19 protein-coding genes are annotated in these 25,723 nt (G+C 66.6%); 8 read left to right on the top strand and 11 right to left on the bottom strand.

Annotated features, from left to right (window positions below; genetic code table 11):
• Window positions 1-184: 184 nt before the first annotated feature.
• Both FB468_RS14520 and FB468_RS14515 read right to left on the bottom strand, forming a co-directional pair.
• The gene (locus FB468_RS14520; RefSeq protein ID WP_141887963.1) at window positions 185-832 is read right to left on the bottom strand and encodes a response regulator; all 648 of its coding nucleotides are present in this window, start codon (window positions 830-832) and stop codon (window positions 185-187) included.
• A 93-nt stretch (window positions 833-925) separates the two neighbouring features.
• The gene (locus FB468_RS14515) at window positions 926-2,713 is read right to left on the bottom strand and encodes an acyl-CoA dehydrogenase (protein WP_141887962.1); all 1,788 of its coding nucleotides are present in this window, start codon (window positions 2,711-2,713) and stop codon (window positions 926-928) included.
• 180 nt (window positions 2,714-2,893) lie between these two features.
• On the opposite strand from FB468_RS14515, the gene FB468_RS14510 reads away from it, so the two are divergent.
• On the top strand, window positions 2,894-3,523 hold the full coding sequence (locus tag FB468_RS14510; RefSeq protein WP_211359146.1) for a TetR/AcrR family transcriptional regulator: 630 nt from the start codon (window positions 2,894-2,896) through the stop codon (window positions 3,521-3,523).
• Here FB468_RS14510 and FB468_RS14505 read toward each other — a convergent pair.
• The 3 genes from FB468_RS14505 to FB468_RS14495 are packed head-to-tail and all read right to left on the bottom strand — an operon-like array spanning window position 3,520 to window position 6,590.
• A complete protein-coding gene (locus FB468_RS14505; protein ID WP_141887961.1) occupies window positions 3,520-4,947 on the bottom strand; it encodes a sugar transferase in 1,428 nt (475 codons plus the stop codon). The two genes, FB468_RS14510 and FB468_RS14505, sit on opposite strands and share 4 nt — an antisense overlap.
• Window positions 4,948-4,986: 39 nt before the next feature.
• Window positions 4,987-5,427 carry a hypothetical protein gene (locus FB468_RS14500; protein WP_141887960.1) on the bottom strand — a complete coding sequence of 147 codons (441 nt, stop codon included), beginning with the start codon at window positions 5,425-5,427 and terminating at the stop codon, window positions 4,987-4,989.
• A gap of 44 nt (window positions 5,428-5,471) precedes the next feature.
• Window positions 5,472-6,590 (bottom strand): glycosyltransferase, encoded by a 1,119-nt coding sequence (locus FB468_RS14495; protein ID WP_211359145.1) that lies wholly within the window; start codon window positions 6,588-6,590, stop codon window positions 5,472-5,474.
• Between the two features lie 167 nt (window positions 6,591-6,757).
• Between FB468_RS14495 and FB468_RS14490 the strand changes: the two genes are divergently transcribed.
• Window positions 6,758-8,833: an acyltransferase family protein gene (locus tag FB468_RS14490; protein WP_170219755.1), complete on the top strand. Its 2,076-nt coding sequence runs from the start codon at window positions 6,758-6,760 to the stop codon at window positions 8,831-8,833.
• A gap of 124 nt (window positions 8,834-8,957) precedes the next feature.
• The gene (locus FB468_RS14485) at window positions 8,958-9,638 is read left to right on the top strand and encodes a GntR family transcriptional regulator (RefSeq protein ID WP_141887958.1); all 681 of its coding nucleotides are present in this window, start codon (window positions 8,958-8,960) and stop codon (window positions 9,636-9,638) included.
• 58 nt (window positions 9,639-9,696) lie between these two features.
• Here the strand turns inward: FB468_RS14485 and FB468_RS17175 are convergent, their stop codons facing one another.
• From FB468_RS17175 to FB468_RS17470, 4 genes are all read right to left on the bottom strand, one after another.
• On the bottom strand, window positions 9,697-10,314 hold the full coding sequence (locus FB468_RS17175) for a GntR family transcriptional regulator (protein WP_246055910.1): 618 nt from the start codon (window positions 10,312-10,314) through the stop codon (window positions 9,697-9,699).
• A 299-nt stretch (window positions 10,315-10,613) separates the two neighbouring features.
• Complete coding sequence (locus FB468_RS14475; protein ID WP_281290292.1) at window positions 10,614-11,171, bottom strand: arsenate reductase/protein-tyrosine-phosphatase family protein; 558 nt, start codon at window positions 11,169-11,171, stop codon at window positions 10,614-10,616.
• A gap of 16 nt (window positions 11,172-11,187) precedes the next feature.
• Window positions 11,188-12,585, bottom strand: coding sequence for a tyrosine-protein kinase domain-containing protein (locus FB468_RS14470; protein ID WP_246055908.1), 1,398 nt, complete (start codon window positions 12,583-12,585; stop codon window positions 11,188-11,190).
• Window positions 12,470-13,945, bottom strand: coding sequence for a hypothetical protein (locus tag FB468_RS17470; protein ID WP_246055907.1), 1,476 nt, complete (start codon window positions 13,943-13,945; stop codon window positions 12,470-12,472). Before FB468_RS17470 ends, FB468_RS14470 begins: the two co-directional genes overlap by 116 nt.
• A 114-nt stretch (window positions 13,946-14,059) precedes the next feature.
• On the opposite strand from FB468_RS17470, the gene FB468_RS14465 reads away from it, so the two are divergent.
• Genes FB468_RS14465 through FB468_RS14455 form a run of 3 tightly spaced genes read left to right on the top strand, consistent with a single transcriptional unit; the run spans window position 14,060 to window position 17,498 of the window.
• Entirely contained in the window at window positions 14,060-15,532 is a 1,473-nt protein-coding gene (locus tag FB468_RS14465) for a lipopolysaccharide biosynthesis protein (RefSeq protein WP_170219752.1), read from the top strand.
• Window positions 15,533-15,543: 11 nt separating this feature from the next.
• Window positions 15,544-16,626 (top strand): polysaccharide pyruvyl transferase family protein, encoded by a 1,083-nt coding sequence (locus FB468_RS14460; RefSeq protein WP_170219751.1) that lies wholly within the window; start codon window positions 15,544-15,546, stop codon window positions 16,624-16,626.
• Window positions 16,623-17,498 (top strand): glycosyltransferase family 2 protein, encoded by an 876-nt coding sequence (locus FB468_RS14455; RefSeq protein ID WP_141887953.1) that lies wholly within the window; start codon window positions 16,623-16,625, stop codon window positions 17,496-17,498. Before FB468_RS14460 ends, FB468_RS14455 begins: the two co-directional genes overlap by 4 nt.
• Window positions 17,499-17,521: 23 nt before the next feature.
• Here FB468_RS14455 and FB468_RS14450 read toward each other — a convergent pair whose 3' ends face one another.
• A complete protein-coding gene (locus FB468_RS14450; RefSeq protein ID WP_141887952.1) occupies window positions 17,522-18,577 on the bottom strand; it encodes an LCP family protein in 1,056 nt (351 codons plus the stop codon).
• 42 nt (window positions 18,578-18,619) lie between these two features.
• Here FB468_RS14450 and FB468_RS14445 point away from each other — a divergent pair, with 42 nt between their 5' ends.
• The gene (locus FB468_RS14445) at window positions 18,620-19,732 is read left to right on the top strand and encodes a glycosyltransferase family 4 protein (protein WP_141887951.1); all 1,113 of its coding nucleotides are present in this window, start codon (window positions 18,620-18,622) and stop codon (window positions 19,730-19,732) included.
• 144 nt (window positions 19,733-19,876) lie between these two features.
• Window positions 19,877-22,510, top strand: a complete 2,634-nt coding sequence (locus FB468_RS14440; protein WP_141887950.1) for an Ig-like domain-containing protein — start codon at window positions 19,877-19,879, stop codon at window positions 22,508-22,510.
• Window positions 22,511-22,982: 472 nt separating this feature from the next.
• Here the strand turns inward: FB468_RS14440 and FB468_RS14435 are convergent, their stop codons facing one another.
• Window positions 22,983-25,583 carry an Ig-like domain-containing protein gene (locus tag FB468_RS14435; RefSeq protein ID WP_141887949.1) on the bottom strand — a complete coding sequence of 867 codons (2,601 nt, stop codon included), beginning with the start codon at window positions 25,581-25,583 and terminating at the stop codon, window positions 22,983-22,985.
• Window positions 25,584-25,723 lie beyond the last annotated feature (140 nt).

The following is a 25,723-nucleotide window of genomic DNA, read 5'->3' as shown; positions in this document are numbered from 1 at the left end:
CGTGACACCCCAAGCCATCCCCCGGTTAGGAGCGTAGGTTCTCCGGAAGCGCCCGTGGGGCGGCCATGGGCCTTTGACCCCTGCCGGGGGTCACAGCGCGAAGGGGCTGACCCCAAACGGGGGTCAGCCCCTTCGCGCGACGGTCAGAGACCTCCGTTCGGGCGCGGTGTTGGCCCGAGCACGGTCACTCCGCGAGCGCCAAGTATCCGTCGTCGTGGGCGGCCTTCCGCCACTCGATCCGAGACGCCAACGGCCGATTGACGGCGGCGTACTTGTCGCGAACCCGCTGCAGATACTTCTTGACGGTGTTCGGTTTCACGCCGATCGACGTCGCGACCGACTCGAGCGATAGGCCCGACGCGTACAGCACGAGCGCGCGCTCCTCCTGATCGCTGAGCGCCGGCCGCTTCGGATCGTGCGCGATGATTTCGGCAAGCTCGGGCGACACCCACTGCCCACCAGCGAGCACTGTACGCATCGCGGCGAGGATGCTCGCCTCCGGATCCCGTTTACTGATGAGCCCGTGCGCGCCCGCCCGGATGAGCTGCCTCGTGATCGGCGGCGAAATCGCCGCCGAAAAGATCAGCACACGGCTCCCCTCGCGGATCAGCCTGCGCACGACCTCGGGCTTCGCCGCCGGCCTGCGATCGACGAGTAAATCGAGCAGGATCAGGTCCGGTCGCTCTGCCTCGTCCGCGCCCTCGAGCCAAGTCACCAGCTCGGGCAATTCCTCCCCCGCAAATGTGATCGTCATATCTGGTTGTGCGCTCACAAGCGACATCGTGTATTTCCGTTGGAGCAGGTGATCCTCGATAATCGCGATCCCGTACATACTCCGCCCCTCCTCATGAGAAGCCGACCGCGTCACCCGAGCCCCCAATCGCGGCCGACACTGCCAATCTACAGTGACGAAGTGGCCGTCACCCTAGATCAGGGCCTCGTCGAGGTCGACGAGCTGCCTGTCCCCAGAACCAAGCAGGTCAAACGACGCGTCGACACGCGGCAGTACGTGCGTAATGAAGAACCGAGCGGTCGCGCGTTTTTCCGCCGCGAGCGCCGGGGCGACGCCACCGAGCGCACCGAGCTGGTCGAGGAAGAGCCACGCGACGACAGTGTCACCCACCGCCTCGAGATAGTGTGCGGCGTTCGCGAGCGCCGTCGTCGACTCCCCGTCTTCCCACAGCGTGCGCGTCACCCCCTCAATTCGGGCCACGCGCTCACCGACGAGCCGCGCGAGCTCGGGCTCGGAGGCGCCCACCCTGTCGAGCGTTGCGCGCATGCGCCCGAGCAGGTCGGCGAGCCCGGAGCCGCCGTCGAGCAGCACTTTGCGCCCGAGCAGGTCGAGCGCCTGGATGCCGTGGGTTCCCTCGTGGATCGGGTTCAAGCGGTTGTCGCGGTAGAACTGCTCGACGGGGAAGTCGCGGACGTAGCCGCTGCCGCCGAGCACCTGAATCGCGATGTCGTTTGCGGCGAGGCCCCACTGCGATGACCAGCTCTTCGCGATCGGGGTGAGCACGTCGAGCAGCAGCGCGAGTGACGCGCTCTTCGCCGCGTCGGTCTCGGCCTCGCTCTCGTCGAGCAGCTTCCCAGCGTAGAGAATCAGGGCGGTGCCGCCCTGGGCATATGCTTTCGCGAGCATGAGCATGCGCCGCACGTCAGGGTGCCGAATAATCGGCACCGCCGGTGCCGCGGGATCCTTCGCCCCAAGCTCCTTGCCCTGGATGCGCTCGCGAGCGTACTCTCGCGCGTGCAGAAAGCCCGTCGTGCCGAGCGCGACGGCCGAGGCCCCAACGCCGAGGCGCGCCTCGTTCATCATGAGGAACATGTAGTGCAGCCCGCGCCCCTCCTCACCGATGAGGTAGCCGACGGCGCCGGGCTCGCCCCCGACCGGAAACGCCCCAGAGCCGTACGACAGCGCCGTGTTCACGGTGCCGCGGTACCCCATTTTGTGGTTGACACCGACGAGCGAAACGTCGTTACGGTCGGTGAGTGCGCCGGCCTCGCCGAGCCACTTCGGCACGATGAAGAGCGAGAGGCCCTTCACGCCGGGGCCGCCCGTACGGGCAAGCACGAGGTGCACGATGTTCTCTGACAGCTCGTGGTCACCCGCCGAGATCCACATCTTGTCGCCCCGCACCCGGTAAGTGCCGTCCGCGGCCCGCACGGCGCTCGTCGTCAGGTCACCGAGCGCTGACCCGATGCCGGGCTCAGACAGGTTCATCGTGCCGGTCCACCGCCCGTCGAGCATCGGCGGCAGGAACTTCGCGGCGAGCTCCGCCGAAGCGTGCTCGCGGATGAGGTTCGCGGCGGCCGTGGTGAGTAGGGCGTACGAGACCGTGCCCACGTTCGCGGCCTGGAACCACATGAACGCGGCGCGATACACGACTGTCGGAACCTGGAAGCCGCCGTACTCGGCGTCCATGGTCGCGCCGAGGAACCCGGCCTCCGCGAACGCGGTGAGCGCTTTCTTGACCTCTGGGATGAGTTCGACCTTGTCGTCGACGAGGCGGGGCTCTTGGAGGTCGCCCTTGCGATTGTGCGGGGCGAAGTACTCTTCCGCGACCTCGCGCGCGAGATCTATGAGGCCCTCGAAGGTCTCGCGGTTGTGCTCAGAAAACCGCTCGTACCCGCTGAGCGATTCGACGTCGAGCCAGTCGTACAGGCAAAAATCAAGGTCGGCCGCGTCCAGAATCAGCGATTTCTTGTGCTCCACGCCATGCTCCTCTCGGGGTAACCACCGTGTTACGAGACCCAGCGTACACAAAAGTAAATGTGACGTCACTTTTATCTTTTGTGGCTGCGCTACCCCCGAGCCAGCCACACAGGGGGTACGCTGACACCGGTGGGCCGCGGGGGCGGTTCCACGCACACGACAACGGAAGCGAGTCGGAACGTGGTGCAACCTGCGACGCCGAAGGGCCGAGGCACCCGCGCGCGCATCATGGCTGCAGCGGAGGAGCTCTTCGCTGAGCGAGGCTACGCGAACGTGCGGGTCGCCGACCTTGCGGCCGCGGCGGGCCTCACCGCCGGCGCCTTCTACCGATACTTTCCCGACAAGCACGAACTCACACTCGAACTCCTCCGAGAGCTCACGGTCGAGGCGTTCGAGTTCATCCGCATCCCGCTCGAGGCAGACAGCCTCATCGATTCGGTGACGGAGTCGACCCACAAGTACTTCGAGTTCTACGAACGCCACCGCGCCCTGTTCGGCGTGATCGTCGAGCTCTCACAGTCCGACGCCGAGATCGCAGAGATCTGGGCGACGTCGCGCCGCGCCTTCTACGGCCGCATCAGCGGCGCACTCACCCGGGGCTCGGTCGCCGAGCGCATCAGAGGAGACCTCAACCTCGACCTCGCGGCCGAAATGCTCGGAAGTATGACGGAGTTCTACGCGTTCCAGCGCTTCGTACTGCGCGACCCCGCCGTCGCGGGGAGACCGCTCGGGGAGGCGAGCCGCACCCTCGCCACGATTTGGCTGTCGGGTATCGCCTCGGCCTCCCCGAGCGCTGAGCCACGCCCTTAGTAGGCGCCTGAGCTCTTCGTGACAGCCCGAACGGTGCGGGCAAGGATCGAGAAATCGAGCCCAATCGTCCAGTTCTCGACGTAGTCGAGGTCGAGCTTGACGCCCTGCTCCCAGCTCAGGTCGCTGCGGCCGGCGACCTGCCAGAGCCCGGTGATGCCGGGGCTCACGAGCAGCCGCCGCTCGACGTGCTCCTCGTACTTCGCGACCTCTGCGGGGAGGCCGGGCCGGGGGCCGACCAGGCTCATCGAACCGGTGAGCACGTTCCACAGCTGCGGCAGCTCGTCGAGAGAAGAACGTCGCAGGAGGCGGCCGAGCCTGGTCACCCGCGGGTCATTGCGCATCTTGAAGAGCGGGCCGCCGCCCTCGTTCTGGTCAGCAAGTTCGGCCTTCAGGGCCTCGGCGTTCGGCACCATGGTGCGGAACTTCAGGATGGAGAACGGTGTTCCGTTCCGCCCAATCCGCTCCTGCCGGAAGAAGACGGTGCCGCCGTCTTCGAGCTTGATAAGCGCGGCGAGCACCGCGAAGAGCGGGCTCAATAGGATCAGCCCGAGACCGGAGGCGACCCAATCAAATGCGCGCTTTGCGACCCGCCGGGCCCCCGAGTACTCGGGCATTTCGACGTGCAAGAGCGGGAGGCTGCCCGCCGGGCGGTGCTGCACACGCATCTGGTCAATGCCTACGAGCGGCGACGGCACGATGAGTTCGAGGCCGTGCTTCTCAAGCTCCCAGCTCACGGCGCGAGCGTTGAGGGGCTCTCCCCACGCGCCACCGGCGAGGATCACGGCCGACGCGTGGAGCGAATCCGCGGTATGCCCGATGCGCTCAACGGAGTCACTCGTGCCGACGACCTTCAGCCCGGAGCGCGGTGTGCTATTGATCTTCGCGACGAGGCCCTGGGTCTCGTCGGCGTTGCCGAGCACGATCACGTTGGTGAGGAAGTCGCCCTTTGCGCGCCGCCCACCGATCCAGGTGCGCCAGAGCTTGCGCGAGAGCAGCAACGCCCCAAGACCCAGCGGGAACGCTATCGCGAGGTAGCCGCGGGCCACCTCGAGCTGGAGCGCGAACGACACGAGCGCCACGGCGACGAAGGTCGCACCGCTTGCGAGCACGACACCCTTGTACTCCTGATCACCGACGCCCAAGACGCGGAGGTCGAGCGTGCGAAACGCCCCGAGCGCCACAACCCAGAGCACCGAGATCACGGAACTCACGATGAGGTAATCGATGCCCGTCGCGCCGACGGCGAGGCTCGGCGCGACGCTGGGGCCGCCGAAGCGGAACAGCTGCGCGCCGAACGTCGCCGCGGTGATGATGATCGCGTCCGTGAGCAAGATCGCGGCGCGAACGCGGGTGAGGTCTGCCCCGAGCTGCAGGCGGGGCCGTGCAAGACTCGCCTGCAGCGCTGTGGAGTCGAGAGCGACCATCGTGGTGAATCCTTCCTGTAGCTGGGGCGTTGCGGGGGCTTACTCGGGGGCGACGACCTCGTTCTGATCGCCCTCGTCAGTGACCTCGGGCTCGCCCGCCGTCTCGACGACGTTTCCGCTTGAGTCAGTAACGAAAGTGATCGCACCGGCCGACGTCACCACGACCTTGTTGATCGAGCCGCCGACGGTGAGGTTCTCTACGGCGCCGTCAATCGAGACGAGCGAGTTCACGCCGGTCACCTCGACCGCAGCGCAGTCGCCCGAGAGCGTGAAGATGGAGTTGCTCTCGGCCGCGGTGGCCTTCCCGTCCTCGCACTCAAGAGTGACTTCCTTGGGCACGAAGGTTTCTTCCTTCTTCTGCTCCGAGCCCTTGTCGTCCTTCGCGTCGCCGCCGGCGGAGTCACCCGTCGTGCAGCCCGTGAGCGCGAGGAGTGCGATCGAGGCTCCGGCGAGTGCGGTGAGTGCTGTGGTCTTCTTCATGGTGTTCTCCGTGATGCTGATAGTGATGGTTGAAACAAGCGGGTTTAGAGCGACATCCAGGCGCGGATCTCTCGCTGGAAGCGGTCTTCGCTGAACGCTTGGGCCTGAGTGCGGCACGCCTCGGAGTCGAGCTGCGCCGCGGTCGACACAGCCTCGGAAAGGCTGCGACCTGAGAAGTCCGAGAGGGTCACGCCAGACTTGCCCTCGGCGAGGGACTCGGAGGCGCCTCCTGCTCCGTTCACCACCACCGGTGTGCCGAGCGCCATCGCTTCGACGGGCATGATGCCGAAATCTTCGACGGGGGGAAAGACATACGCCGTCGCGTGCTGCATGAGCGCGGCCAGCAGCTCGTCTGAGGGCCGAATCACGAAGCGCACGTCGGCGCCGCTATCGGCCGCAACAGCCTGCAGGCGATCCTCATCGGGCCCGCCGCCGGCGATCACGACGGGGATCCCGGCCGCCGCGCCGGCCGCGATCACGACGTCGAGCGACTTGTACGGCACGAACCTCGAGGCGCCGAGGATGTAGGCGTCGGGAAGCGACTCAATGACCGCGGCGTCGGCAACGGTCAGCTCGTCACGCCAGTCAGGGACGGCCTGGAGTCGCTCGACATCGACGGGCGGGTGGATGACCTGCGCTTCGACGTCCCAGGTCCGCTCAATGCGATCGCGCACGAAGCCGCTGTTCGCGGCAACGTTGCGGTGGTTGTGGGCAGACTTGGCATCGATCGCGCGCAGCACCGGAGCGACCGCGCGCACGGCCATCAAGTCACCGCGGGCGTCGAGCTCCGGCTCCCAGAGATAGCGCGCCGGCGTGTGAGCGTAGACGAACTTCCGGTCGGGGTCGAGCCCCGGCAGGTGCGCCTGGTGAGCGAAGAGGTGCGAGCTGACGAGCATCCAGTCGTAGCTGTCGTTCTGCAGGTTCTTCCACACGCGCGGCATGAACGGCGTCGCGAGCGCTTTCCGCCCACGGAGCGGACCCCGAGAGAGCTTGCTCTCGGTGACGCGCTGGCGGTAGCGGCCGGGGGCGTCGTTCCAGAGGCAGAAGAGGTCGGAGTCGGGGAACTCGTCGACAAACGCGTCGAGCACCTTTTCGGCGCCGCCGACTCGCTCGATCCACTCATGGACGATCAGACCAGCCAACTTGCCCTCCGTCAGTCGCACGCACTACACGTTATCTAAAATATTAGAACACTAAAATTCACTTAGGCCGGTAGATACGGTATCCTGATATTTGAGTTACTGCAAAATCGCACTTCAAATTGCTGACACGGACGTGGAACTGACATTCCTCTAGACAACGAATGCGGCATATTCGATCGAGGGGACACATGGCGAGGAAATCTGCCGCCCGGAAGCACTTCCGCGGAGACATTCAGGGGCTACGAGCCGTCGCGGTGATCGCGGTGCTGCTCAACCACTTCACCGAGTGGCCCACCGGCGGCTTCGTCGGCGTCGACGTCTTCTTCGTCATCTCCGGCTTCCTGATCACGGGCATGCTGATCCGCGAGTACGACCGGAGCGCCACGGTCTCCTTCAGGGGCTTCTACATGGCCCGCGTACGCCGCATCCTGCCCGCGGCAATGCTCGTGATCGTCACGACCGTCGGGTTTGCCGCGCTCTTGTTCAACCAGGGCCGATTCCGCAGCACCGTGGTCGACGCGGTCTGGACGAGCCTTTTCGCGGCGAACTGGAATTTCGCAGCAACGGGCGCGGACTACTTCCAGGCGGGGCTCCCGGTGTCGCCGCTACGACACTTCTGGTCACTCTCCGTTGAAGAGCAGTTCTACTTCGTCTGGCCATGGCTCATCCTGCTCGCCCTCACCTTCATCACGAGGAGGGGCGGCGACGCGCTCACCGAGAGTCAGCGCAGGCTTCGACTCGGCCTCACGATCGGCGTCGTCGTCGCCGCCTCGTTCGCGTGGGCAATGTTCGAGACGCCGACCGCCCCAACCTGGGCCTACTACTCGACGCTCTCGCGTGCGTGGGAGCTCGGCATCGGTGCGCTCCTCGCGATCTTCGCTACGAACGCCCTCGCCATCCCCGCGCTCGCGAGGAAGCTCATGCTGCACACGGGCCTCCTCGGCATCCTCGCGAGCGTCGTGCTCATCACCCCGGCACTCCCGTTCCCCGGCCCCTGGGCACTCGCTCCGACCGTCGCGACGGCGCTCGTCATCCTCGCGGGCACCGGCAGCGACGCCCGTTCGAGCGCGATCCTCACGAACCCCGTGGCGCTGTACATCGGCAAGATCTCGTACTCGCTCTACCTCTGGCACTTCCCCGTCATCATCTTCGCGCAAACGCTTCCCGGCGAGGGCCCCAAGAAGCTCATCTGGACGGTCGGCCTCACGGCGGTACTTTCGATCGGGTCGTTCCACCTCTGGGAAGACCCGATGCGGAAGTTCCGGCTGCGGCCTCGCGGTTCCGCGAAGCGCGACCCGTGGGTAAGCCGCAAAGTGGTCGTGGCCTCATCGCTCACCGCGCTCGTCGTCGCGAACGCATTCCTGTGGACCGCCAACGATTCGCGCGCGGCCGCGGATGCCGACAGGATCGCCGCACAGACCATCGCGAGCCCCGTGGAGAGCGGCGACGAAGCGCCCCCGGCCGACGGCCCCGTGACCGAGATCGACACGCTTCGCGCGGAACTCACCGAAGCGCTCGGCGCGACCAACTGGGACGCGGTGTCTCCCTCCGTCGACGACACGCTCGCGTCTGCCGAGGCAAACTTCACCGCGACCGAGATCGCCGAGTGCGTCGCAACGTCGCCGTTTGATCCCGAGAAGTGCACGTGGGGTAACCCCGAGGGCACGAAAACCGCTATCCTCGCCGGCAACTCACACTCGGTCGGGATGGCGGTGCCGCTCAGGTCGATTTTCGAGGAGCGCTCAGACTGGCGCTTTGTCGTCGCTTCCAAGACCGGTTGCCCATTCGTCACCGAGGAAGACCTACCGCAGGGCGAGACGCTCGACGCCGACTGCAAGCCGCGCGCTGCCGAGGTCGTCGACGCAGCGAACTCGCTCGACGCTGACCTGGTGATCGTTGTGGGGGCAGGGCCGGGCGCCGACAAGCAGCTCGCTCAGATCACAACCGGTGCCAAGTTCGCGATCATGACCCCGCCGCCCGTCGATAAGGACATCCAGGAGTGCTACACGCCCCTCACCGGGCCAGAGGGCTGCGTGAGCAAGCCGCACGAGTTCTTCGGTGACCTCGAGCGGCAGGTGGCCAAGGATTCTGGGGCGGCATTCTTCTCGGCAACCGACTGGTTCTGCGTGCGCGGAATGTGCCCGCCCCTGAGCGAATCGCTCCTCACGAAGGGCGACCGGGTGCACGTCACCGGACAGTTCGCCAAGCGACTGAAGCCGGTCATCGAGGAGGCCTTTATCACCGAGGAGCTCATCGAACCGTAGCGACAGCCCCCGAGTGCTGGGCAGGCAAATACAGCGAAACCACACAGGAAAACTCCAGTATCGAATAATGCTGATATATTAGTGAACTGTAGTATTGCCCCCGCTGCTCGAAAGGCTGCCCCCAATGCCCCTCGTACAACTCCTCACTCCCCCCAGGTTGCCAGGTCGGCGACTCTTGAAAGATCGCGCGCAAGACTCGATCCGCGCCGCGATTCTTCGAGGAGACTTCCGCGCCGGTGAGCGCCTCGACCACCGGGCCCTGCAGGAGTGGCTCGGAACCTCCCGCACCCCCATCCGCGACGCACTCAACGCGCTCGCAACCGAGGGTCTTGTTGACATCCGCGCGCAGAGCCACACCTCGGTCATCTCCGCCGACCCGGGCGAGGGCGAAGACTCACTCGAGACCCTCGGGGTGCTCATGGGCGGGGTCATCCGACTCACGCTGCCGGCGCTCGACGACGAACAGTTGGGTGCACTCGATGCGAGAGTTGCCGACGCCCAGCAGCACGTGGTCAGCCGCGACCTCTACGCGCACACGGCCGCCGTACACCTGGTATTCACCTACCTCCTCGACCGCTGCCCCAATCGGGTGCTCGAACACCGCACTCGCTCCGCGCTCACCCCACTGCTGTACCGCGCCCGGGTCGCTGCGCAGCAACGCACCCCGCACTGGGTGGGCGCTTCGGAGTGCTGGTCCCTACTCCGGGCGGCCATTGAGTCGCGCGACGCGCACGCCGCCGAGGCGGCGGTGAAACAGCTGCACCACCTTCCCGCAGATGTAGGGCGCATGCCAAGCGGCGCCTAGCAGAACGGCCGGGTAGACACTGATGTGTCGACCCGGCCGTTTCGCTTGGTCACGCCCGTTAGGCGAGCTGGAACACCCCGTTCGATGCCGCAACCGCGCGGTCAGCGTCTTGCTCACGCGTTGCCTCCGCGAGTTCGCGGAGGTCGACGACAAGTTTGACGACGTTCGTCACTTCGAGGACCCGCTTCGCGCGGATCTTGAACGCGAGCCCGTCAACAGACTCCCTGCAGAGCTGCACGAGGATCGCGTTGCCACACTCGCGCTCGTAGAGCTCGAACGTGGGAAAGCCAAGTTTGCGAATGGAGTCGTGGTCGGCGCGCTCAATCGCGTCCGCGAATTTGTCGATGCCCCCCGCAATCGACGCCGCTGTCCGCTGACTCATCCGCGGCACTGCGAGCTGAATCACCCCCGCGTACAGTACCCCCAGTGTTTGCATGGCGAGAATAATCTCGTCCTCGCTCGGGTTTGCCACCCGCGTGTAGCGATTCGGCTCCATCTCAACGAGGCCCGACCGGGCAAGCTCGTTGAGGGCGTCACGAATCGGAGTGCGTGAGACCCCCAGCCACTCCTGCAGGTCCTTGTCGTTCAGAACCTCGCCGGGCGCAAACGTCCCATCCATGATTCCATCACGGAGCCTGTCGCGAACCGTGTCACGAAGGAGCAGGCGCCGCGGCATCACAATTTGTGTCGATGTAGGTACCGGCATTGTGCCTCTCTTGCTTCAAATATTCAGCGCTGTCCGCGCCATTAGAATACTAGCCTATTAGGCTACGTGTACATCAGAATTGAGCACGGTACCAGGCAAATTCGCACCGGTTTTCCCTCGCAGCGCACCGACTACTCTTACGGAAATCCCTTACGCACCGCCCACTCACTACGCAAGAAATTACGGCCTGCACGCACGGCCCCGGGTGCTCCACGCAAGCAAAAGGGTCAATACTCGGCATTAGCCAAGTATTGACCCTCAACTGACAACTATTTGGCGGCGCTGACCAGATTCTCCAGAATCAGAGCGATGCTCGCGTCGACTTCTGATGCCATCCGTTCAAACGCTTCCTCGCCGCGCCCGTAAGGGTCGTCGATGTCGGCGCTCGGCGAGTTCACGAGCTGCGCGTTCGCCGTTCGCCGCGAGAGCGCGTAGGCGGTCGCGAGCGCCAGCCATTCGCCAGAGGCAATCGATTCAGGCGCGAGCCGTACCCCGCAGAGCAACGCCGCGAACTCGCGCAGTGTGAACGCACGCCGCAGCGCGAGCGGTGAGATCTCGAGCACTTGAGCCCGCTGCTCGCGGCTCGCGGTGAGCAGAAGGTCGGAGTCCGCGACAATTGCAGTCGTCAGCTGACGCGCTTGAAACTCGCCTGCGACGGGCACCCCGCGCTCAGTGAGCAGGCCGAGCGTTTCGCTGGCCATCCCCTCGCCCGCCCGCGCCCGCGTGCCGGCGCTGCCCACGGCCAGGGGCGCCGAGGTGACCGAGCGAAGCTGCTCGCGCAGGCGCGCTTCCATGTACGGCGACCTACAGAGGTTCGCCGTACACACGACGGTAATCTGCGATCTAAACACTGGCGCCCCCTGCCTGCGCCACCGCGCGCCGTTTTTTCCGACGCTCAGCAGAACGGGTCGGAGCGTCGGGGTCGGGGCTCTGGTAGCTCGTCTCGTAGGTGTACCGGGCTTCTTCGCGCCCGAGGTCAAGGTTGTTGAGCACGAGCCCAAACAGTTTCGCGCGCACGAGCCGCAGCTGCTCGAGCGAGCGCTTGAACTGGTCTTTGTGCAGGCGGCCGTCCCCGCTTGCGACGAGCAGCACACCGCTCACGAGCGTCGCCAGGCCTGCGGGATCACTCACGCTCACCAGCGGTGGGCTGTCGAGCAGTACGACCTCGTACTCCCCCGAGGCCGCCGCGAGAAGCCGCTCCATTTTCTCCGAACCCAGCATCTCGCTCGGGTTCGGCGGGATCATGCCCGACGTGAGTACGTCAAGGCCCGCTCCGACAGGCACGGTTTGCACGACGTCATGCAGATCAACCCTGCCCGAGAGCACCGTCGTGAGCCCGACCGAGCCCTCGAGGCCGAGTATGTTCGCGAGGCGCGGCCGCCGGAGGTCAGCGTCGATGAGCAGGGTTCGTACCCCGCTTTCGGCGAGCACAATCGCGAGGTTCGCGACAGTTGTGCTCTTGCCCTCGCCCGGGATCGACGAGGTCACCAGCATGCTCCGCATCCCGCCGTCCACGTTCATGAACTGCAGGTGCGTGCGCAGCTGCCGGTAGCGTTCGGTTCGAATGCTGTAGGTCTCAAGGTCGTTGATCACGAGCGTCCCAGCGGCGGAGTGCTCTGCTGAGAATTCGCCGAGCACGCTCGTCTCGCTCAGCGCGGAGATGTCTTCACGGGTTCGCAATCGCGTGTCGAAGCGACCAATCAATAGCGCGGCCGAAATGCCCGTCAAGAGACCGAGCAGCCCTCCGAGCGCGAGGTTGCGGACCATGCTCGGCGCGAACGGAACGATAGGCGGTGCCGCCTCCTGCACCTGGGTCAGCGCGACCGGCGCAGACTGCCCACCAATGGCGTCGACGTTCTCGACCGAGGCCACGAGCTCGACGAGCCGCTCGGCAACCCCGTTCGCAATCTTCGCGGCCTGCACCGCGTTGCCGCTCTCGACGCGAACGTCGATAAGCACGGTATTGGGCGGGTTCACCGCTGAAATCTTGCCGCGCATCTCTTCGACGCTGAGCCCGAACTCATCACCAACCTCGGCCAGGATGCGGTCGCTCGTGGCGAGGGTCACGTACGACGCAACGCGGCCCTGCGCGAACGCGTTGCCCTGATTGAGGTCACCAACCGAGTCATTCCCCTGGGTTGCGACGAAGAGCTGCGCGGTCGCGGCGTACCGAGGCTTCGTAAGGAAGGTCGCCCCCTGGGCGACGACGGCCCCTACCAATGCCAGCGTAAGGATCAGCACCCACCTCCTCCGCAAGATCCGGAAGGTGTCTTTCAAGTCCATCTGAGGTGCCATTCTCCGGCCGCGCGAGCGCGCGATCCGGCGTTGTGATTTCGGGTGAAGATGTGGGGAGCGCCCACGCGATCTGGGCGCATGCCGCGATCAGGATCCACATGCCTGGCGTTGCGAGGTCGGGGAGGCTGACGGCTTTTGCCGCGAGAAACGCGAGCAGGCCCCAGATTGGCGCGGCCCCGAGTGGGTGCAGTCGCGCCCGAGCGACGAGCTGGAAGATCATGACGACGAAGGCGACGGTGCCGAGAACCCCGACGCACGACACCAGCATCGTCGCGAACGAAGATGGGCGGTTCGCCCCTAAGCCAACACCGAGGCCCCAGGTTTGCCAAAGCAGCTCGAGCGAGAACGCGTCGCTCGAGGACCTCACCTCCATGGAAGCGGAGCCGATCTTGCCGCCGAGAATCTTCTCACCCCACGAAAGCACAGTGTCTCCGGCCAGCAGCATCACGAGCGCGACGCCGCCCGCCCCGAACACAATGAGGGGCGCTCCACGGCCCGCGGCGACGAGGCGCCAGAGCGCCGTCGCGGCTCCGATGGCGAGGATGATGGCGAGGCCGCCGAGCGCGGTCCCTGCCTCCGAGTTCACGATGTTCAGCGCTGCGAGAGCCGCAAGCCCGACGAGCACCCCGCGACTCCAGCCTCGCGTGAGCACGGCCGCAACCGCGAAGAGCGCAACCGCGGCGACGGCGAAGCCGCCAAACTGCGACGGCTCGTTAAAGACCCCGCCGCGCATGCGGTGCGAGTAGATCACGTTGTGCGAAGTGTCGAAGAACCACGACGGCCAGGTCAAGCCGACGCTGACCATCGCCCAGTTGAGTGCGCCAAGCCCGGTCGCGACTGCAAATGGCAGCATCGCGAGCCACAGCGAAAACTGGCGCCTCGCGAGGTACAGGACACCTCCGACGGTGAGGATCAGGTACCCGGCCTGTGCGAACATCGAAATCGTGTACTGCAGCGGCTCTTGCGCACGAACCGCGAGGTCGATGCCCGTACGCGGGTTAAGCACCGGCTCACCGGCGAAGAGAAACGGGCCGGTGACCGTGATAAACAGCGACCACCCCAGAAAGAGGAGGAGTGCGGGCAGCCCCGGGCGGGCGGCCCCGCTTCGCTCCTCCGGTGCCTCAAAAAACAACAGCGCGCACGCGATCGCTGCGACCATGTGGAACGGGATGATCGAGTTGCCAGCGATCGTGACCGCCGCCGAGTACGGGAAGGCCGCGGAGAGCGCAAGCACCCAGGGAAACAGTGCGCGACGGAACAGTCCCACGATGATGAGGGCAGCGAAGAGCGCGCCGAGTCCGGTCATACTCTTCTCGTCACCTCCGGCCGATGTCCGTTGTCGCCACCGCTCCGGTGTGTGGCACTTCACCCAAAGGGATAGTATACTGAAATTTCTGCATATATGAAAGATCGATCCTCCATGCCTCCCGCGAACCCGTCATCGCCAAGGCTCGCGACGGCGCTAGCTCGCGGCGGAATCAGCACCGCTATCGGCGTTTGGGGACGCTTCGTGCTGCAGTTTGGCACGGTCATCATCGTCGCGCGGATTATCGGCCCCGTTGAGTACGGGTTTGCCGCAATCGTTCTCGTGTTTAGTTCAATCTCAGAGCTGCTCCGCGGCTCGGGCCTTGCCTCGGCCGTACTGCAGCGGCGAGATCTCACCGACGCCATCGCCAGCCGGGTGCACTTCATCAGCTGCGCCGTCGGGGCTGTTCTTGGCGTTGCGCTCGTCGCTGCGGCCCCGGCTGTTGGCTCGCTCATCGGTGACCAACGGGTCGCGACGTATTCCCCCGCACTCGCGGCCGTGCTCGTGTGCGCGGGCGTCGCTGCGGTTCCGACCGCGCTGTTCTCGCGGAATCTCCGTTTCCACGCACTCGCAGCAATCGATTTTGGCGCAGCCGCCCTCGGGTGCGCTGTCGCAGTCGCCCTCGCGGTCACCGGCTGGGGCGCGGCAAGCCTGGTTTGGCAAGCCGTCGCGGTCGCGGCGGTGCAGTGCGGCGCGGTGCTCATCGTCGGGCGGTGGCGGCCGACGCGGCCCGCGCCGCGAGAAGCCGCCCGCCCCTACGTGAGTTTCGGCCTCAACGCAGCGGTCACGCAGACGGCGCGCTACGTCTCCCAGAACCTCGACCGCGTGCTCCTTGGCGCCGCGGGCAGCTCGGCGGCCGTCGGCATGTACGCGCAGGCGATGCAGCTCATCCAGCTCCCCGTCGCCCAGCTCAGTGCGCCGCTGCAGCGCGTCATCATCCCCGGCCTGAGCCGGCTCCAGGGAGAGGGTGAGCGCTACAGGAACTACTTCAGGCGAGTGCTCGCACTCTTCACGCTCGTCCTGTGGCCCGTTCTCGCCCTCGTCGCGCTCCTCGCGCCTGAGATCATCGGGATCCTCTTCGGCGAGGCCTGGCTCGCGTCGGCCGCGCTGATGCGGCTGCTGCTCGGCGTCGGGTTTGCCGCGCCGCTCGTCTTCGCCGCCTCCTGGGTGTTCGTGTCGACGGGAAACGCTCGCGCGCAGTCGGCGCTCACCGTCGGCATCGCGGTGTTCACGATCCCTGCGATCCTGCTCGGCCTCCAGCACGGCGCGGGCGGCATGGCGATCGCCGTGAGCGCCGCGTCGCTCGCCTCGACCGTGCCCGCGCTCGTGCTCGCGTGCCGCCGCTCCCCGCTGCGCGCCGGTGATGTGCTCGGCCCGCTCCTCTGGCCCACGGTCGTCACCGTCCTTGCGGCGGGGTCCGCCGCGCTCGCGATCAGCTTCACAGGAACACCGCTCGTTCGGCTGCTGTTGGGCGGCGGCGTCGCGCTGGCCGTGGCTGGGGCCGCGATTGCGGGCATCCCGCCGATCCGCGCTTCGGCGCGCTCTCTCCTTGCGCTCGTGCGCAAGCGCACCCCTGACTCAGACTGATGGAGGCATCCGTGAATACGACCCGTAGGCGAGAGCTCGTCTACCTCGGCTGGCAGGACAACGCCAATTTCGGCGACGAACTGATCTACGACTATTGGAAGGCCGCGCTCGACGCCCCGCTCGACGCGACAGCTCCCCTCAGCCTCGGCCGCTACCTTGTGAAGGAGGCCGCTGCGTTCATCCCATCCCGGATCCGGCTCATGGGCAGTGAGCGCGCCATCTTGCTGGGCGGCGGCACGACCGTCGGGTTCGGCACGTGGGCGGAGCACGCGAAGCTTGCGCAGCGCATGTTCGGCGCCAAGCGGATGTTCGCGGCGGGCGCTGGCGCCGCCGAGGTTGGCGACGCGTTCACGCTCGACAGGCAGCCCCATGACTGGCAGGCCTGGCGCGAGATCGCCGGGTTCGACCTGCTCGGGGTGCGCCGCCCGCTCACGGCGTCGGCCTGCGCCGCTGAGCTCCGCCCGAGCCCCGTCATCGGGGACCCGGCGCTGGGCTATCCCGCGGTCGTCGAACTCTCCCCGCGCCGACGTGAGTCGATCGGGCTCTGCCTGGGCTCCGAGGGCAGCAGCAGGTTCAACGTTGCCGAGGTCGCCCGAGGGGTGAAAGATGCCGCCGAGCGCATGAACGCCGGCATCGTACTCTTCCAGATGACGGACGCGGACGCGCCCGTCAATGACGCCCTCCGCGGGGTGCTCGGGGACGTTCCGGTCGAGCAGTTCTCTGGCGATGTGCTCGGCATGATGAACGCGATCGCTGGCACGCGCGCCTTCGTCTCGGAGCGGCTCCACGGAACCGTCGCGGCCGTCGCAGCTGGCGTCGCCGCGACTCCGCTCGCCTACGCGAGTAAGTGCGACGACTTCTGGCTGAGCGTCACCGGAGAGCGCACCTCGCTGCAGACGTCAAGCACTGCCGCGGAGATCACGTCCGCGGTGCTCGCGAGCACTGATGAGCGCTCGCTCGGCCACATTGCCGGGCGCGTGGCCGAGCACCAGCGCACCCTCGCCGAGGCCGCCAGCCGCATTCGGGGGTGGCTCGACGGTGAGGATCGCCCGCTCGTTCCCGCCGTCGCTGCCGCGCGGGGGGAAGCGGCGTGAAGGGGTTCGAGGTGAGCGTCGCGATCGTGATCCCGGTCGGCCCAGACTACGGGCACCTGCCCGAGCAGCTCGCCGCGCTCGCGGGGCAAGAGGATCCTCTCGAGGCCGGGGTCGAGGTCGTACTGAGCTGCAACGGCTCTGACCAAGCAGAGGTCGAGCGGCTCACCGCGCGGGTGGAGTGGCCCGCCAACTGGCGTGTTCGCGCGATTGACTCCTCGGAACGCCGCGGCCCAAGTCACGCTCGCAACGCCGGCTGGCGGTCGACGGCGGCGACGTTCGTCGTCTTCTGCGACGCCGACGACCTTGTCGGCCCCACCTGGCTCGCGGGGCTCGTAGGCGAGCTCGAATCGGCCGAGCTGGCGAGCGGCGTCTTCGACTACAAGCGCCTCAACCCGGGCGGCGTCGGCACCTGGGGTGAGGTGGGCGTTGCCTCGCTGCCGCGAAAGTTTCGCCACCTGCCGTTCGTGCCGAGCGGCAACCTCGGGGCCCACCGGGCCCTGCTCGAGCGCCTTGACGGTTTCGACGAGTCGTTCGACCGCAGCGAAGACGTCGACTTCTCGTGGCGGGCCCAATACTCGGGCGCGCGGGTCGCGCTAGCGCCGGGGGCCCTGCTCTCCGTGCGCCGGCGAGAGTCAGGTGATGCGCTCTTTCAGCAGGCGCGGGAAGACGCGCACTTCGACGTCCCGCTCCTTCACCGCCACCGAGAACACGGAGCGCTGTGGTCGCTCCGAGACCTGCTCCGCGAAGCGGCCGGTGTGGCCGTCGCGCTCGTGCAAGCGCCGTTCGGCGGCGGGTACCGCGCCAAGCTGTCGACGCGCTCCGGCAGGTTCATCGGGCACGTCCTCGCGGCGCCGCAGATGCTCCGCGGATAGCCTGACGGAGCATCCGCGGGCGCTCACCCTCCGATGCGTGCGGCGAGGAACTCGTCAACCGTGTCGTTCGCGAGCGCGGTGCGCAACTGCTCGAGTGACGCCTCATCAAGGTAGACAACCGACTGGTCGCCCTCCATGCCCGTGCCCGTCGCGGGCACCGTGAAGTAGGCGATGTTTGCGGGGTCGAGGCCACGCATGCTCAGCCCGAGATCGATCATGCGCTGCGGCGTGAGCTCGGGGTCGACTGAGAGGTTCTGCGCCACCGCGGTGACGAGGTCGCTGAGTTTCGCCGGGTTCGTAAACGTCCCGCGACTCACCGCGTTCTCAGCGAGCGAGCGAATGAACGCCTGCTGATTCTTGACGCGCTGGAAGTCGCCGTCTGCAAATGCGTAGCGCTGCCTCACGAACACGAGCGCTTGGTCTCCGCCCATCGTCGTCTCGCCCGCGGTGAACCTGTACCCGCCCTCGTCGAACGCTTCGGGCACGTTGACGGTCACGCCGCCCAGCGCGTCCGTCATCTGCGCGAACCCGTCAAAGCCGATGAGCGCGACGTGATCGATCCGCACCCCGAGGAGCCCCTCGACGGTCTGCACCGCGAGTGGTGTACCTCCCCACGACAGGGCGGCGTTGATCTTGGCCTTGCCGTGACCGGGCACCTCGACGAAGCTGTCACGCATGATCGACATGACCTGAACCTGCGAGCGATCAGCGCCGAGGTGCACCACCATTAAGACGTCCGAGCGTTGGTCCGTGGCGCTCGTGTCCTCCGGGTCTTTCGCCACCTCTGCAACGTCGCCCCGTGAGTCGGACGCGAGCAGCAGGATGTTCAGCGCGCCATCGCTGCTCGGCTCGGGCCGCCCCTCCTCCGCGGGGAACGCTTCGGAGGTGGTGAGCACGTCGACCTGGCCCTCAAACACGTTCACGAGATTGTTGAGGAACAGGCCGACTGCGCCGGCTGCGATCGCGATAAGCGCGACGACAAGAGCCCCGACGGTTAGCGCGATTCGCGAACGGCGGCTTCGCCGCTTGGGGGCTGCGGGCCGGCCATCGTCCGCCCCTGAATCGGTTTCAAATTTCACAATGCTAATATATCATTTGCTTTCCTTGAGACCTGGAGCCCCATGCTCACCGTTGCTTTCTTCACCCACAGCGCCCGCCCATCCGGCGCCGAGCTGCTCGTCGCGCGAGTCGCCGCAGCAATGACGCAAGTGCGACCGCTCGTGATCCTTGGCGAGCACGGGCCGCTCGAACAGATCCTGCGCGAACGCGGTATCGAGACGCTGGTCGTGCCGCTTCGCGCCGGGGAGGGCGCTCGCGTGCGGCCCTGGAGGTACGCACGGGGCCTCGCCGCGACCCTCCGCGGGCGCAACGTCGACCGCGTCTACACCCACTCGGCCAAGGCCCACCTCCTTGGCGGTATCGCCGGCAGGCTGGCGCGCATCCCCGTCATCTCCCACGCCCACGACCTCCTGGGCGCGCCCGCCCACGGCCCCCTCCCCTCGCTCGCCCTCCGCACAGCCTTTGCCACGCTCCCATCCACCCGCATCGCGAACTCCACGCTCACCAAGCAGTCGGCCGGTTGGGCCGCGCGGCTCGCCTGGGCGACCGTCGCCTGCCCAATCGACACCCCCGAGCAAGCGGCGCCACCCAGCGCCGAGCGGGCCCGGGCGCCAGGCCAGCCGATCAGGCTGCTCGTGCTCGGCCGAATCACCGAATGGAAGGGGCAGGATCTCGCAATCAGGGCCCTCTCGACCCTCAGGTCCGCGGGCCACCCCGTCGAGCTCGACATCGCCGGCGACACCCAGTTCCCGGGGGACGACGAGTATCTCGCGCGGCTCAAACAAGCGGTCGCTGACCTGCGCCTCACCCCGTTCGTCCACTTCCTCGGGCACGTCGACAGGCCAGATGAAATCATTCGGCACGCAGACATTGTGCTGCACACGAGCACGCGCCCAGAGCCCTTCGGCCAGGTGATCATCGAGTCACTTGCCGCCGGGCGACCAACGGTCGTCGCTGCAAACGCCGGGGCCGTTGAACTCCTGACGCCAGGGGTCGACTGCGAGACCTACCCGGCGGGGAGCGCGAGCGGCCTCACCCTCGCCATCCGCCGCCTCATCGACGAGCCGATGCGCCGCACGACCGTTGGCGCGGCCGCGATCGCCAGCGCCTCTCGGTTCACCACCGGTCGCATTGTGCCGGAGATCGAAAACCTCCTCATAGCAACACGCAAATAAGCCTCGCCTAAATTGACAGAAATACTAGAATTTCACATACTGGACTGAGCGTGACCTGCTTCTCCGGGCAACCTCTGCGAGCAGGCGGGTTGTGCGCGTGTTGGCGCTGCCGACACGAACATGCAGTCTGAGAGGTAAAGGTATATGTCGCAAAGACAACACAAACGCCGACTCGTTGGGGCCGGGCTGGCCGCAACGCTGGCGTTTACTGGGCTTTCCGTCGGAGTCGGGCCAGTATTCGCCGACAGCACGGCGTACGCCGCGACGGGCGAGGGCCGGCTCAAGGGCAAATTTGTCGTTGACCACCACAACGAGACCCGCCTCGGAATCATGGCTGACGCCGGTGACTCCTCTGGCTCGCTCGTGGCGCGAGTCGGGAGCTACTCAAGCGCGCGCGACGCGGCAGGTATCTACACCTTCCCGAAGCCCGGCACGACCGATGTCATCCGCAACGAGGCCGGCCTCTGCGCCGTCTCAGGGACCCCGATGAAGCTCGCAACCTGCAACGGGTCACCCGAGCAGCTCTGGAACCTCACGACCGCAGGCATCCTCACCTCGCGCGAAGGCCGCGGCGTGCAGGGCTACGGCTTCCCGGGCACAGACCACTCGGTCATGTACGCGGCGAGCAACGCCCCCGTGCCGACCTCACAGCTTGACCTGCGCGACATGACGCTCGAGCACCCGGGCTTCACGGCCTTGGTCGAGTCGACCGATCTGCCGTCGCGCTCCGCGGTGCTGAAGGGCAGCGCCAACCCGGGCGCCTCGGTCGTGATCAACGGCACCCACGAGGTGCGGGCCGACAGCCAGGGCACCTGGTCATTCAAGGTCACCGGCCTGAAGCTCGGCGCGAACCAGGTGTTCGTCGAGCACTACGAGGGCGGCACGCTCACCGACTCGGCAACCGTTGAGGTCTCGCTGAAGGCTGCGGAGATCACCGCAAGCATCGACTTCGCAGGCGACGTATTCCAGAGTGCCACCGTCTCCGGCACCGCACACCCCGGCGCCACCGTAGAGATCTGGCGCGCCGGCACCAAGGTCACCACTACGACGGCGCACGCTGTCACCGGCAGGTTCTCGACGGCGCTCCGCGCACCCGGCGCGGGCGGCACACAGGTCTACACCGTGAGCCAGGTCGTCGGCGGCGAGACCGCACCCGGCGCAATCGAGGTGCTCGGCGAGTACGGCAGCGCCGTCTCGATCGACACCCCGGCAAACGGCCAGGTCCACCCGGGTGGACCAGTCACGTTCCAGGGACGTGGCGTCCCGGGCGGCAGCGTCCAGCTCCAGGAGAAGGGCAAGCCCGGCAGCGTCGGAAGCGCGACAGTGCTCTCGAACGGCATGTGGACCATCCAGGTCGCAAACGTGGTGAAGCACAACGTCACCTACGTCGCCGAGCAGACCGGCCGTGGCGCGAACGTGACCACCGCGACCGTCGAGCTGAACCCCGGCATCACCGACGAGGTTCTCGACGTCCTCACACCCGCTGAGGGCGCCGAGCTGCCCGAGGGCACCGTCACCTTCACCGGCAAGGCCAACCCGGGCGCGACAATCGAGCTCCTCTCGAGCCACACCGGCGGCGTGCTCGGCTCGACGACGGCCCGCGCCGATGGCACGTGGACGGCGACGACCAACCGCGCACTCACGGCTGGCCAGTACGTCGTGACAGTGAAGAACGGCGGCCTGCAGGTGCTGCGCGCCTTCACCGTGAAGGCACCCGTTGTGCTCCCGCTCACCGTGACCGCACCCGCGCAGAACGCCACGCTCGATGCGGGGAAGATCACGTTCACGGGTACCGCAACGCCCCACATCCGCGTTGAGCTCCGCTCGAACGTCACGAGCTCGCTCCTCGGGGTTGCCACCGCAGACGCGAATGGCAACTGGAGCGCCGACATCACCAAGAATCTGGGCCCTGACTTCTACAGCATTCGTGTCGTTGCTGGCACGCAGAACGTCGACCGGCAGTTCACGGTGCAGGAGAAGCAGACCGAGGGCTTCCTGAACGTCTCCTCCCCCGCACAGAACGCTGTCGTCGACCCTGGCGTCGTGACCTTCGCGGGCTCCGCGAACGCGGGTGCAGCCATCGAACTGCGCTCGAACGTGACCGGCGCTCTGCTCGGCTCGGCAACCGCGAACGCGAACGGCGATTGGACCGCGGATACCAACCGGGCGCTCGGCACCGCTCGCTACGTCATCGTCGTCACCAACGGCACGATTCGTGTTGAGCGCTCGTTCGAGGTCGGCGAGCAGCCGCTTCAGCGCCCGCTGAGCGTAAGCTCGCCGGCACAGAACGCAACGCTGACCTCGGGCACGGTGACCTTCACCGGCAGGGCGGCAGACAACGCACGCGTCGAGCTTCGCTCGAACGTGACCGGCTCGCTCCTGGGCGTTGGCACCGCAGACGCTTCGGGCAATTGGAGCGCGACCATCACCCGCACGCTCGCACCTGATTTCTACAGCGTGCAGGTAGTGTCGGATGGACAGCGGATCGACCGCCAGTTCACCGTGAAAGAGAAGCCCGCCGAGGGCCACCTCGACGTGCTCACCCCGGCCGAGAACGGCGTGGTCTCCCCCGGGCCCGTCACGTTCACGGGCACGGCTACCCCGGGCGCTAAGGTCGAGCTGCGCTCGAACGTGACCGGCATCCTGCTCGGTGAGGGCCTCGCGAACGCATCGGGCAACTGGAGCGCGACCACGTTCCAGCAGCTTGGCGTCGCTCACTACGTCATCCTCGTGAAGTCGGGCGGCCTGCAGATCGACCGCTCCTTCCAGGTGCTGTAACTCCCACCCCTCAAAAGGGGCCTGTGGCGATTCGTCGCCACAGGCCCCTTTTGCGTCCCCGCAAGTGGCTGGGTCATGCGACAGCGGCCGTTGCGGAGGGCCTGCGAGGGCCGCTCTGCAGAGGGTGGGAGCTCGAGAGCAAACTACGCTTCGTCGGCGACCTCGCTAACCCAGCGAAGCTCTACCAGACCGGAATAGTGGTTCCTCCGGCGTAGCGCTCCGGGACCGCCATCCGGACTCGTGAGGAGCCCACGGACCACGCTCGCTCTCAGCCCATGCGGTCTCAAGGGAAGCCCCGTTCGCGGAGCAACCAGCCCTACGGGATCAGGCGCACCCCCACACGCCCCCGCAGGTGAGCTCAGTTCGCGGTAGCAGCCGGATCTCCGATCGCGAAGCATCACGCAAAAGACCCGGCGGCCGCCTCTGTAATAGAGACGGCCGCCGGGCCATTGGGAACTAGTTCAGAGAGGAACTAGCGAACTTGGAATGCCCTCTGGACTTCCTGGTTACCCGCCTTCACCACGATGACGTAGCTTGCAACGCCAAGCTGCTGGTTCGTCGTAGCGGTCCAGTAGCCCGATGCGTCTGCCGTGCCCGAGCCAAGGACGAGTCCGTTGACGTTCGAGCGCAGCTCAACGAGGATGCCGGGGTTCGCGGTACCGGTGAAGGTAACCGGGCCCGGGTTCACGGTGGCGTTCTGTGCGGGGGATGCGACGATCAGGGGCTTGTCAACCTGCGGCTCAGCCACGGTGAACGCCCTGTCGACCTGCACGGCACCGTTCTTCACGAAGACCACGTAGTTGCCCGCGGCGAGCGGACGGGTCATCGCAGCCGACCAGCTGCCAGCCGCTGACGCGGTGGTCTCACCGAGCAGTGCACCGGTGACGTTCGAGCGGAGCTCGATCTTCGCGCCCGGGTTCGAAGTGCCGGTGAAGATCACGACGCCGGGGTTCACGCGGCTGCCCTCTGCCGGGGTGGCAACGCTCAGGCGTGCCTCTGCGGGCGGCGCTGCGACGGTGAACTGGCGGTCCACTCGCTGGTTGCCCGTCACGACGCGCAGGCTGTAGTTATCAGCACCGAGCTGGCGGTTGAGGTCGATGACCCAGCTGCCTGCCTGGTTCGCGGTGCCGGTGCCGAGAAGGGCGCCGGTGATGTTCGACTTGATCTCAACGGTCGCGCCGGGCTCAGCGGTACCTGCGAAGGTCACCTTGCCCGGAGCAACGGTTGCGTTCTGCGCGGGTGCGGTCACCACGAGGGGTGCGTCAACGTGTGCGGCCCGAACAGTGAACGCACGCTCGACCTTGACCTGGCCGTTCTTCACAACGAGCACATAGTCACCAGCACCCAGCTGGCGGTTCACGTCAACGGCCCAGTTGCCCTGAGCCGTAGCGGTGCCCGAACCGAGCAGGCCACCCGAGACGTTCGAACGCAGTTCGATCGTTGCACCGGGGTTTGCCGTGCCAGTGAAGGTCACGATACCGGGGAGCAGCACCTCGCCCTGGGCGGGGCTCTTCACGGTGAGCGTCTCGACCGGAGCCGGGGCCTCAACCGTGAACGAACGCGCAACCTGCAGCGCACCGTTGTGCACGAGGATGTTGTACGCGCCGGCACCGAGCGGGCGGTTCACCTGCGCGGTCCAGGTGCCGTCGGAGGCGGCAACAGCCGTGCCGAGCACTGCACCGGTGAGGTTCGAGCGGAGCTCAATGTTCGCGCCAGCGTTCGCCGTTCCCTTGAAGATCACGGTGCCAGGCTGGAGCGTGGCGCCCTGCGCGGGAGTGGTGACCTCGAGCTTTTCGCTGGTCACGCCGGGGTTGATCTCGACCTTGGCAGTCGTGACGTTCGCGCCACGGCCGGTTTGCTCGACCGAGTACCTGATGTTCTTGTTCGGAACGTTCGGCAGGGTCATCGACCAGATACCGTTCGAGCCAACCGTCGCAACCTCGAGGACGCCAGGGCGGCCGTCCTCGCTCAGCAGCACACGGCCGCCGGCCACGCCACGGCCCTGGAAACGCAGGTCGCCGCCGTTGTGGATGAGGTTGTTCACCGGGGTCTCGATGGAGACTGCGCTACCGAAGTCGGCGTGAACGTCGACCTCACCGGGAGCCTGCTGGTTCTCAACGGTCTGCTTCAAAGTGTAGACTTGGCCGCCAGCCGCGTTCGGGGCGGGGAGCTCGGTCGAGAACGCACCGGTAGTGCGGTCTGCCACGGCGCTGGCGATCATCGAACCGCCCTGCCAGACGGTGACCTCGCCACCCGGGTGAGCGGTGCCAGAGAGCACAGCGCGCTGCGAGACGTCAGCCGGGAACGCGACGCTCGCGTCAATCGCGACGACCGAGAAGTCAATCACCAGCGTGGCCGAGTCGGTGACGGCACCGTTCTCGCGGTGCTCAACGAGCACGCGGTTCTCGCCCAGCGCGAGGCCCGAGACAGTGAGGGTCCACTCGCCATCCTTGTTGATCGTGGCGGACTGACCGCCAGCGGTCACCGTGGCGCCGGGGGTGCCGTGACCGGAGATCACAGCCGAACGCTGCACGTTGTTCGTGTTGTCGATCTTCGCGTCGAACGGTGGCGTCTCGGGGCCCATCAGCTCGAGCACGAGGCGTGATTTCGAGCTCGTGTAGTACGCCTTGGGAGTAACCTCGCCCGATGAGCCGTGAGCGATCAGGCCGCGGTTCTTGTAGGAGGTCAGGAGCCCGTAGGGGTCAACGTTCCACCGCTGAGTTGTCGAACCGTTGCACGACTCGAGGCGCAGGCTGAGCGTGCTCACGTCCGCGAGACACAGCCCCGACTCGGAGCGAACCTCGCCAGAGGTGCCGAGCGCGGGAAAGGTGTAGTCCTTCGCAGCGACCATCTCAGCGAATGCCGAGGTGCCCTTCTGTCCGACGATGTTCAGGCCGGGGCTCTTCGGGTAGATCCCCATGTGGTACTTGCCGTTCTCTTGGTAGATCACGAACGGGCCCTTGAGGCGACCCTGAATGGGCGCTGCTGCCGGAGCAGCGGCGGCTTCTGCAGTCTCGGCGACCGGCGCGGGAGGAGTGGAATCCTCGACCACTGTCGCAGAGGCGGGGCTCATACCAGCCCCCGTGAGCAGCATGAGAGCGGTTAGGCCCACTCCAGCTGCGCGGAGTTTGATTGGTTTAGCAAACACGCGTATCTCTTTCTATTTACTGGAAGCGATGATTCACTTCCAGGTGGTAGCCCCCAACCCCGGAG

The organism is Leucobacter komagatae, from assembly GCF_006716085.1.
In the GTDB taxonomy this organism is placed as follows: domain Bacteria; phylum Actinomycetota; class Actinomycetes; order Actinomycetales; family Microbacteriaceae; genus Leucobacter; species Leucobacter komagatae.
The sequence above is the reverse complement of the archived record's forward strand: the minus strand, read 5'-3'. Positions and strand labels throughout refer to the sequence as shown.

What these genes read in the sequence shown, in the direction of transcription:
- FB468_RS17175 (WP_246055910.1), bottom strand. Translation starts at nt 10,314, where the DNA reads ATGCCGCGGCGCCTGCTCCTTCGTGACACGGTTCGCGACAGGCTCCGT.
- FB468_RS14520 (WP_141887963.1), bottom strand. Translation starts at nt 832, where the DNA reads ATGTACGGGATCGCGATTATCGAGGATCACCTGCTCCAACGGAAATAC.
- FB468_RS14465 (WP_170219752.1), top strand. Translation starts at nt 14,060, where the DNA reads ATGCCTCCCGCGAACCCGTCATCGCCAAGGCTCGCGACGGCGCTAGCT.
- FB468_RS14435 (WP_141887949.1), bottom strand. Translation starts at nt 25,583, where the DNA reads ATGAGCCCCGCCTCTGCGACAGTGGTCGAGGATTCCACTCCTCCCGCG.
- FB468_RS14505 (WP_141887961.1), bottom strand. Translation starts at nt 4,947, where the DNA reads ATGGTCGCTCTCGACTCCACAGCGCTGCAGGCGAGTCTTGCACGGCCC.
- FB468_RS14485 (WP_141887958.1), top strand. Translation starts at nt 8,958, where the DNA reads ATGCCCCTCGTACAACTCCTCACTCCCCCCAGGTTGCCAGGTCGGCGA.
- FB468_RS17470 (WP_246055907.1), bottom strand. Translation starts at nt 13,945, where the DNA reads ATGACCGGACTCGGCGCGCTCTTCGCTGCCCTCATCATCGTGGGACTG.
- FB468_RS14445 (WP_141887951.1), top strand. Translation starts at nt 18,620, where the DNA reads ATGCTCACCGTTGCTTTCTTCACCCACAGCGCCCGCCCATCCGGCGCC.
- FB468_RS14440 (WP_141887950.1), top strand. Translation starts at nt 19,877, where the DNA reads ATGTCGCAAAGACAACACAAACGCCGACTCGTTGGGGCCGGGCTGGCC.
- FB468_RS14490 (WP_170219755.1), top strand. Translation starts at nt 6,758, where the DNA reads ATGGCGAGGAAATCTGCCGCCCGGAAGCACTTCCGCGGAGACATTCAG.
- FB468_RS14500 (WP_141887960.1), bottom strand. Translation starts at nt 5,427, where the DNA reads ATGAAGAAGACCACAGCACTCACCGCACTCGCCGGAGCCTCGATCGCA.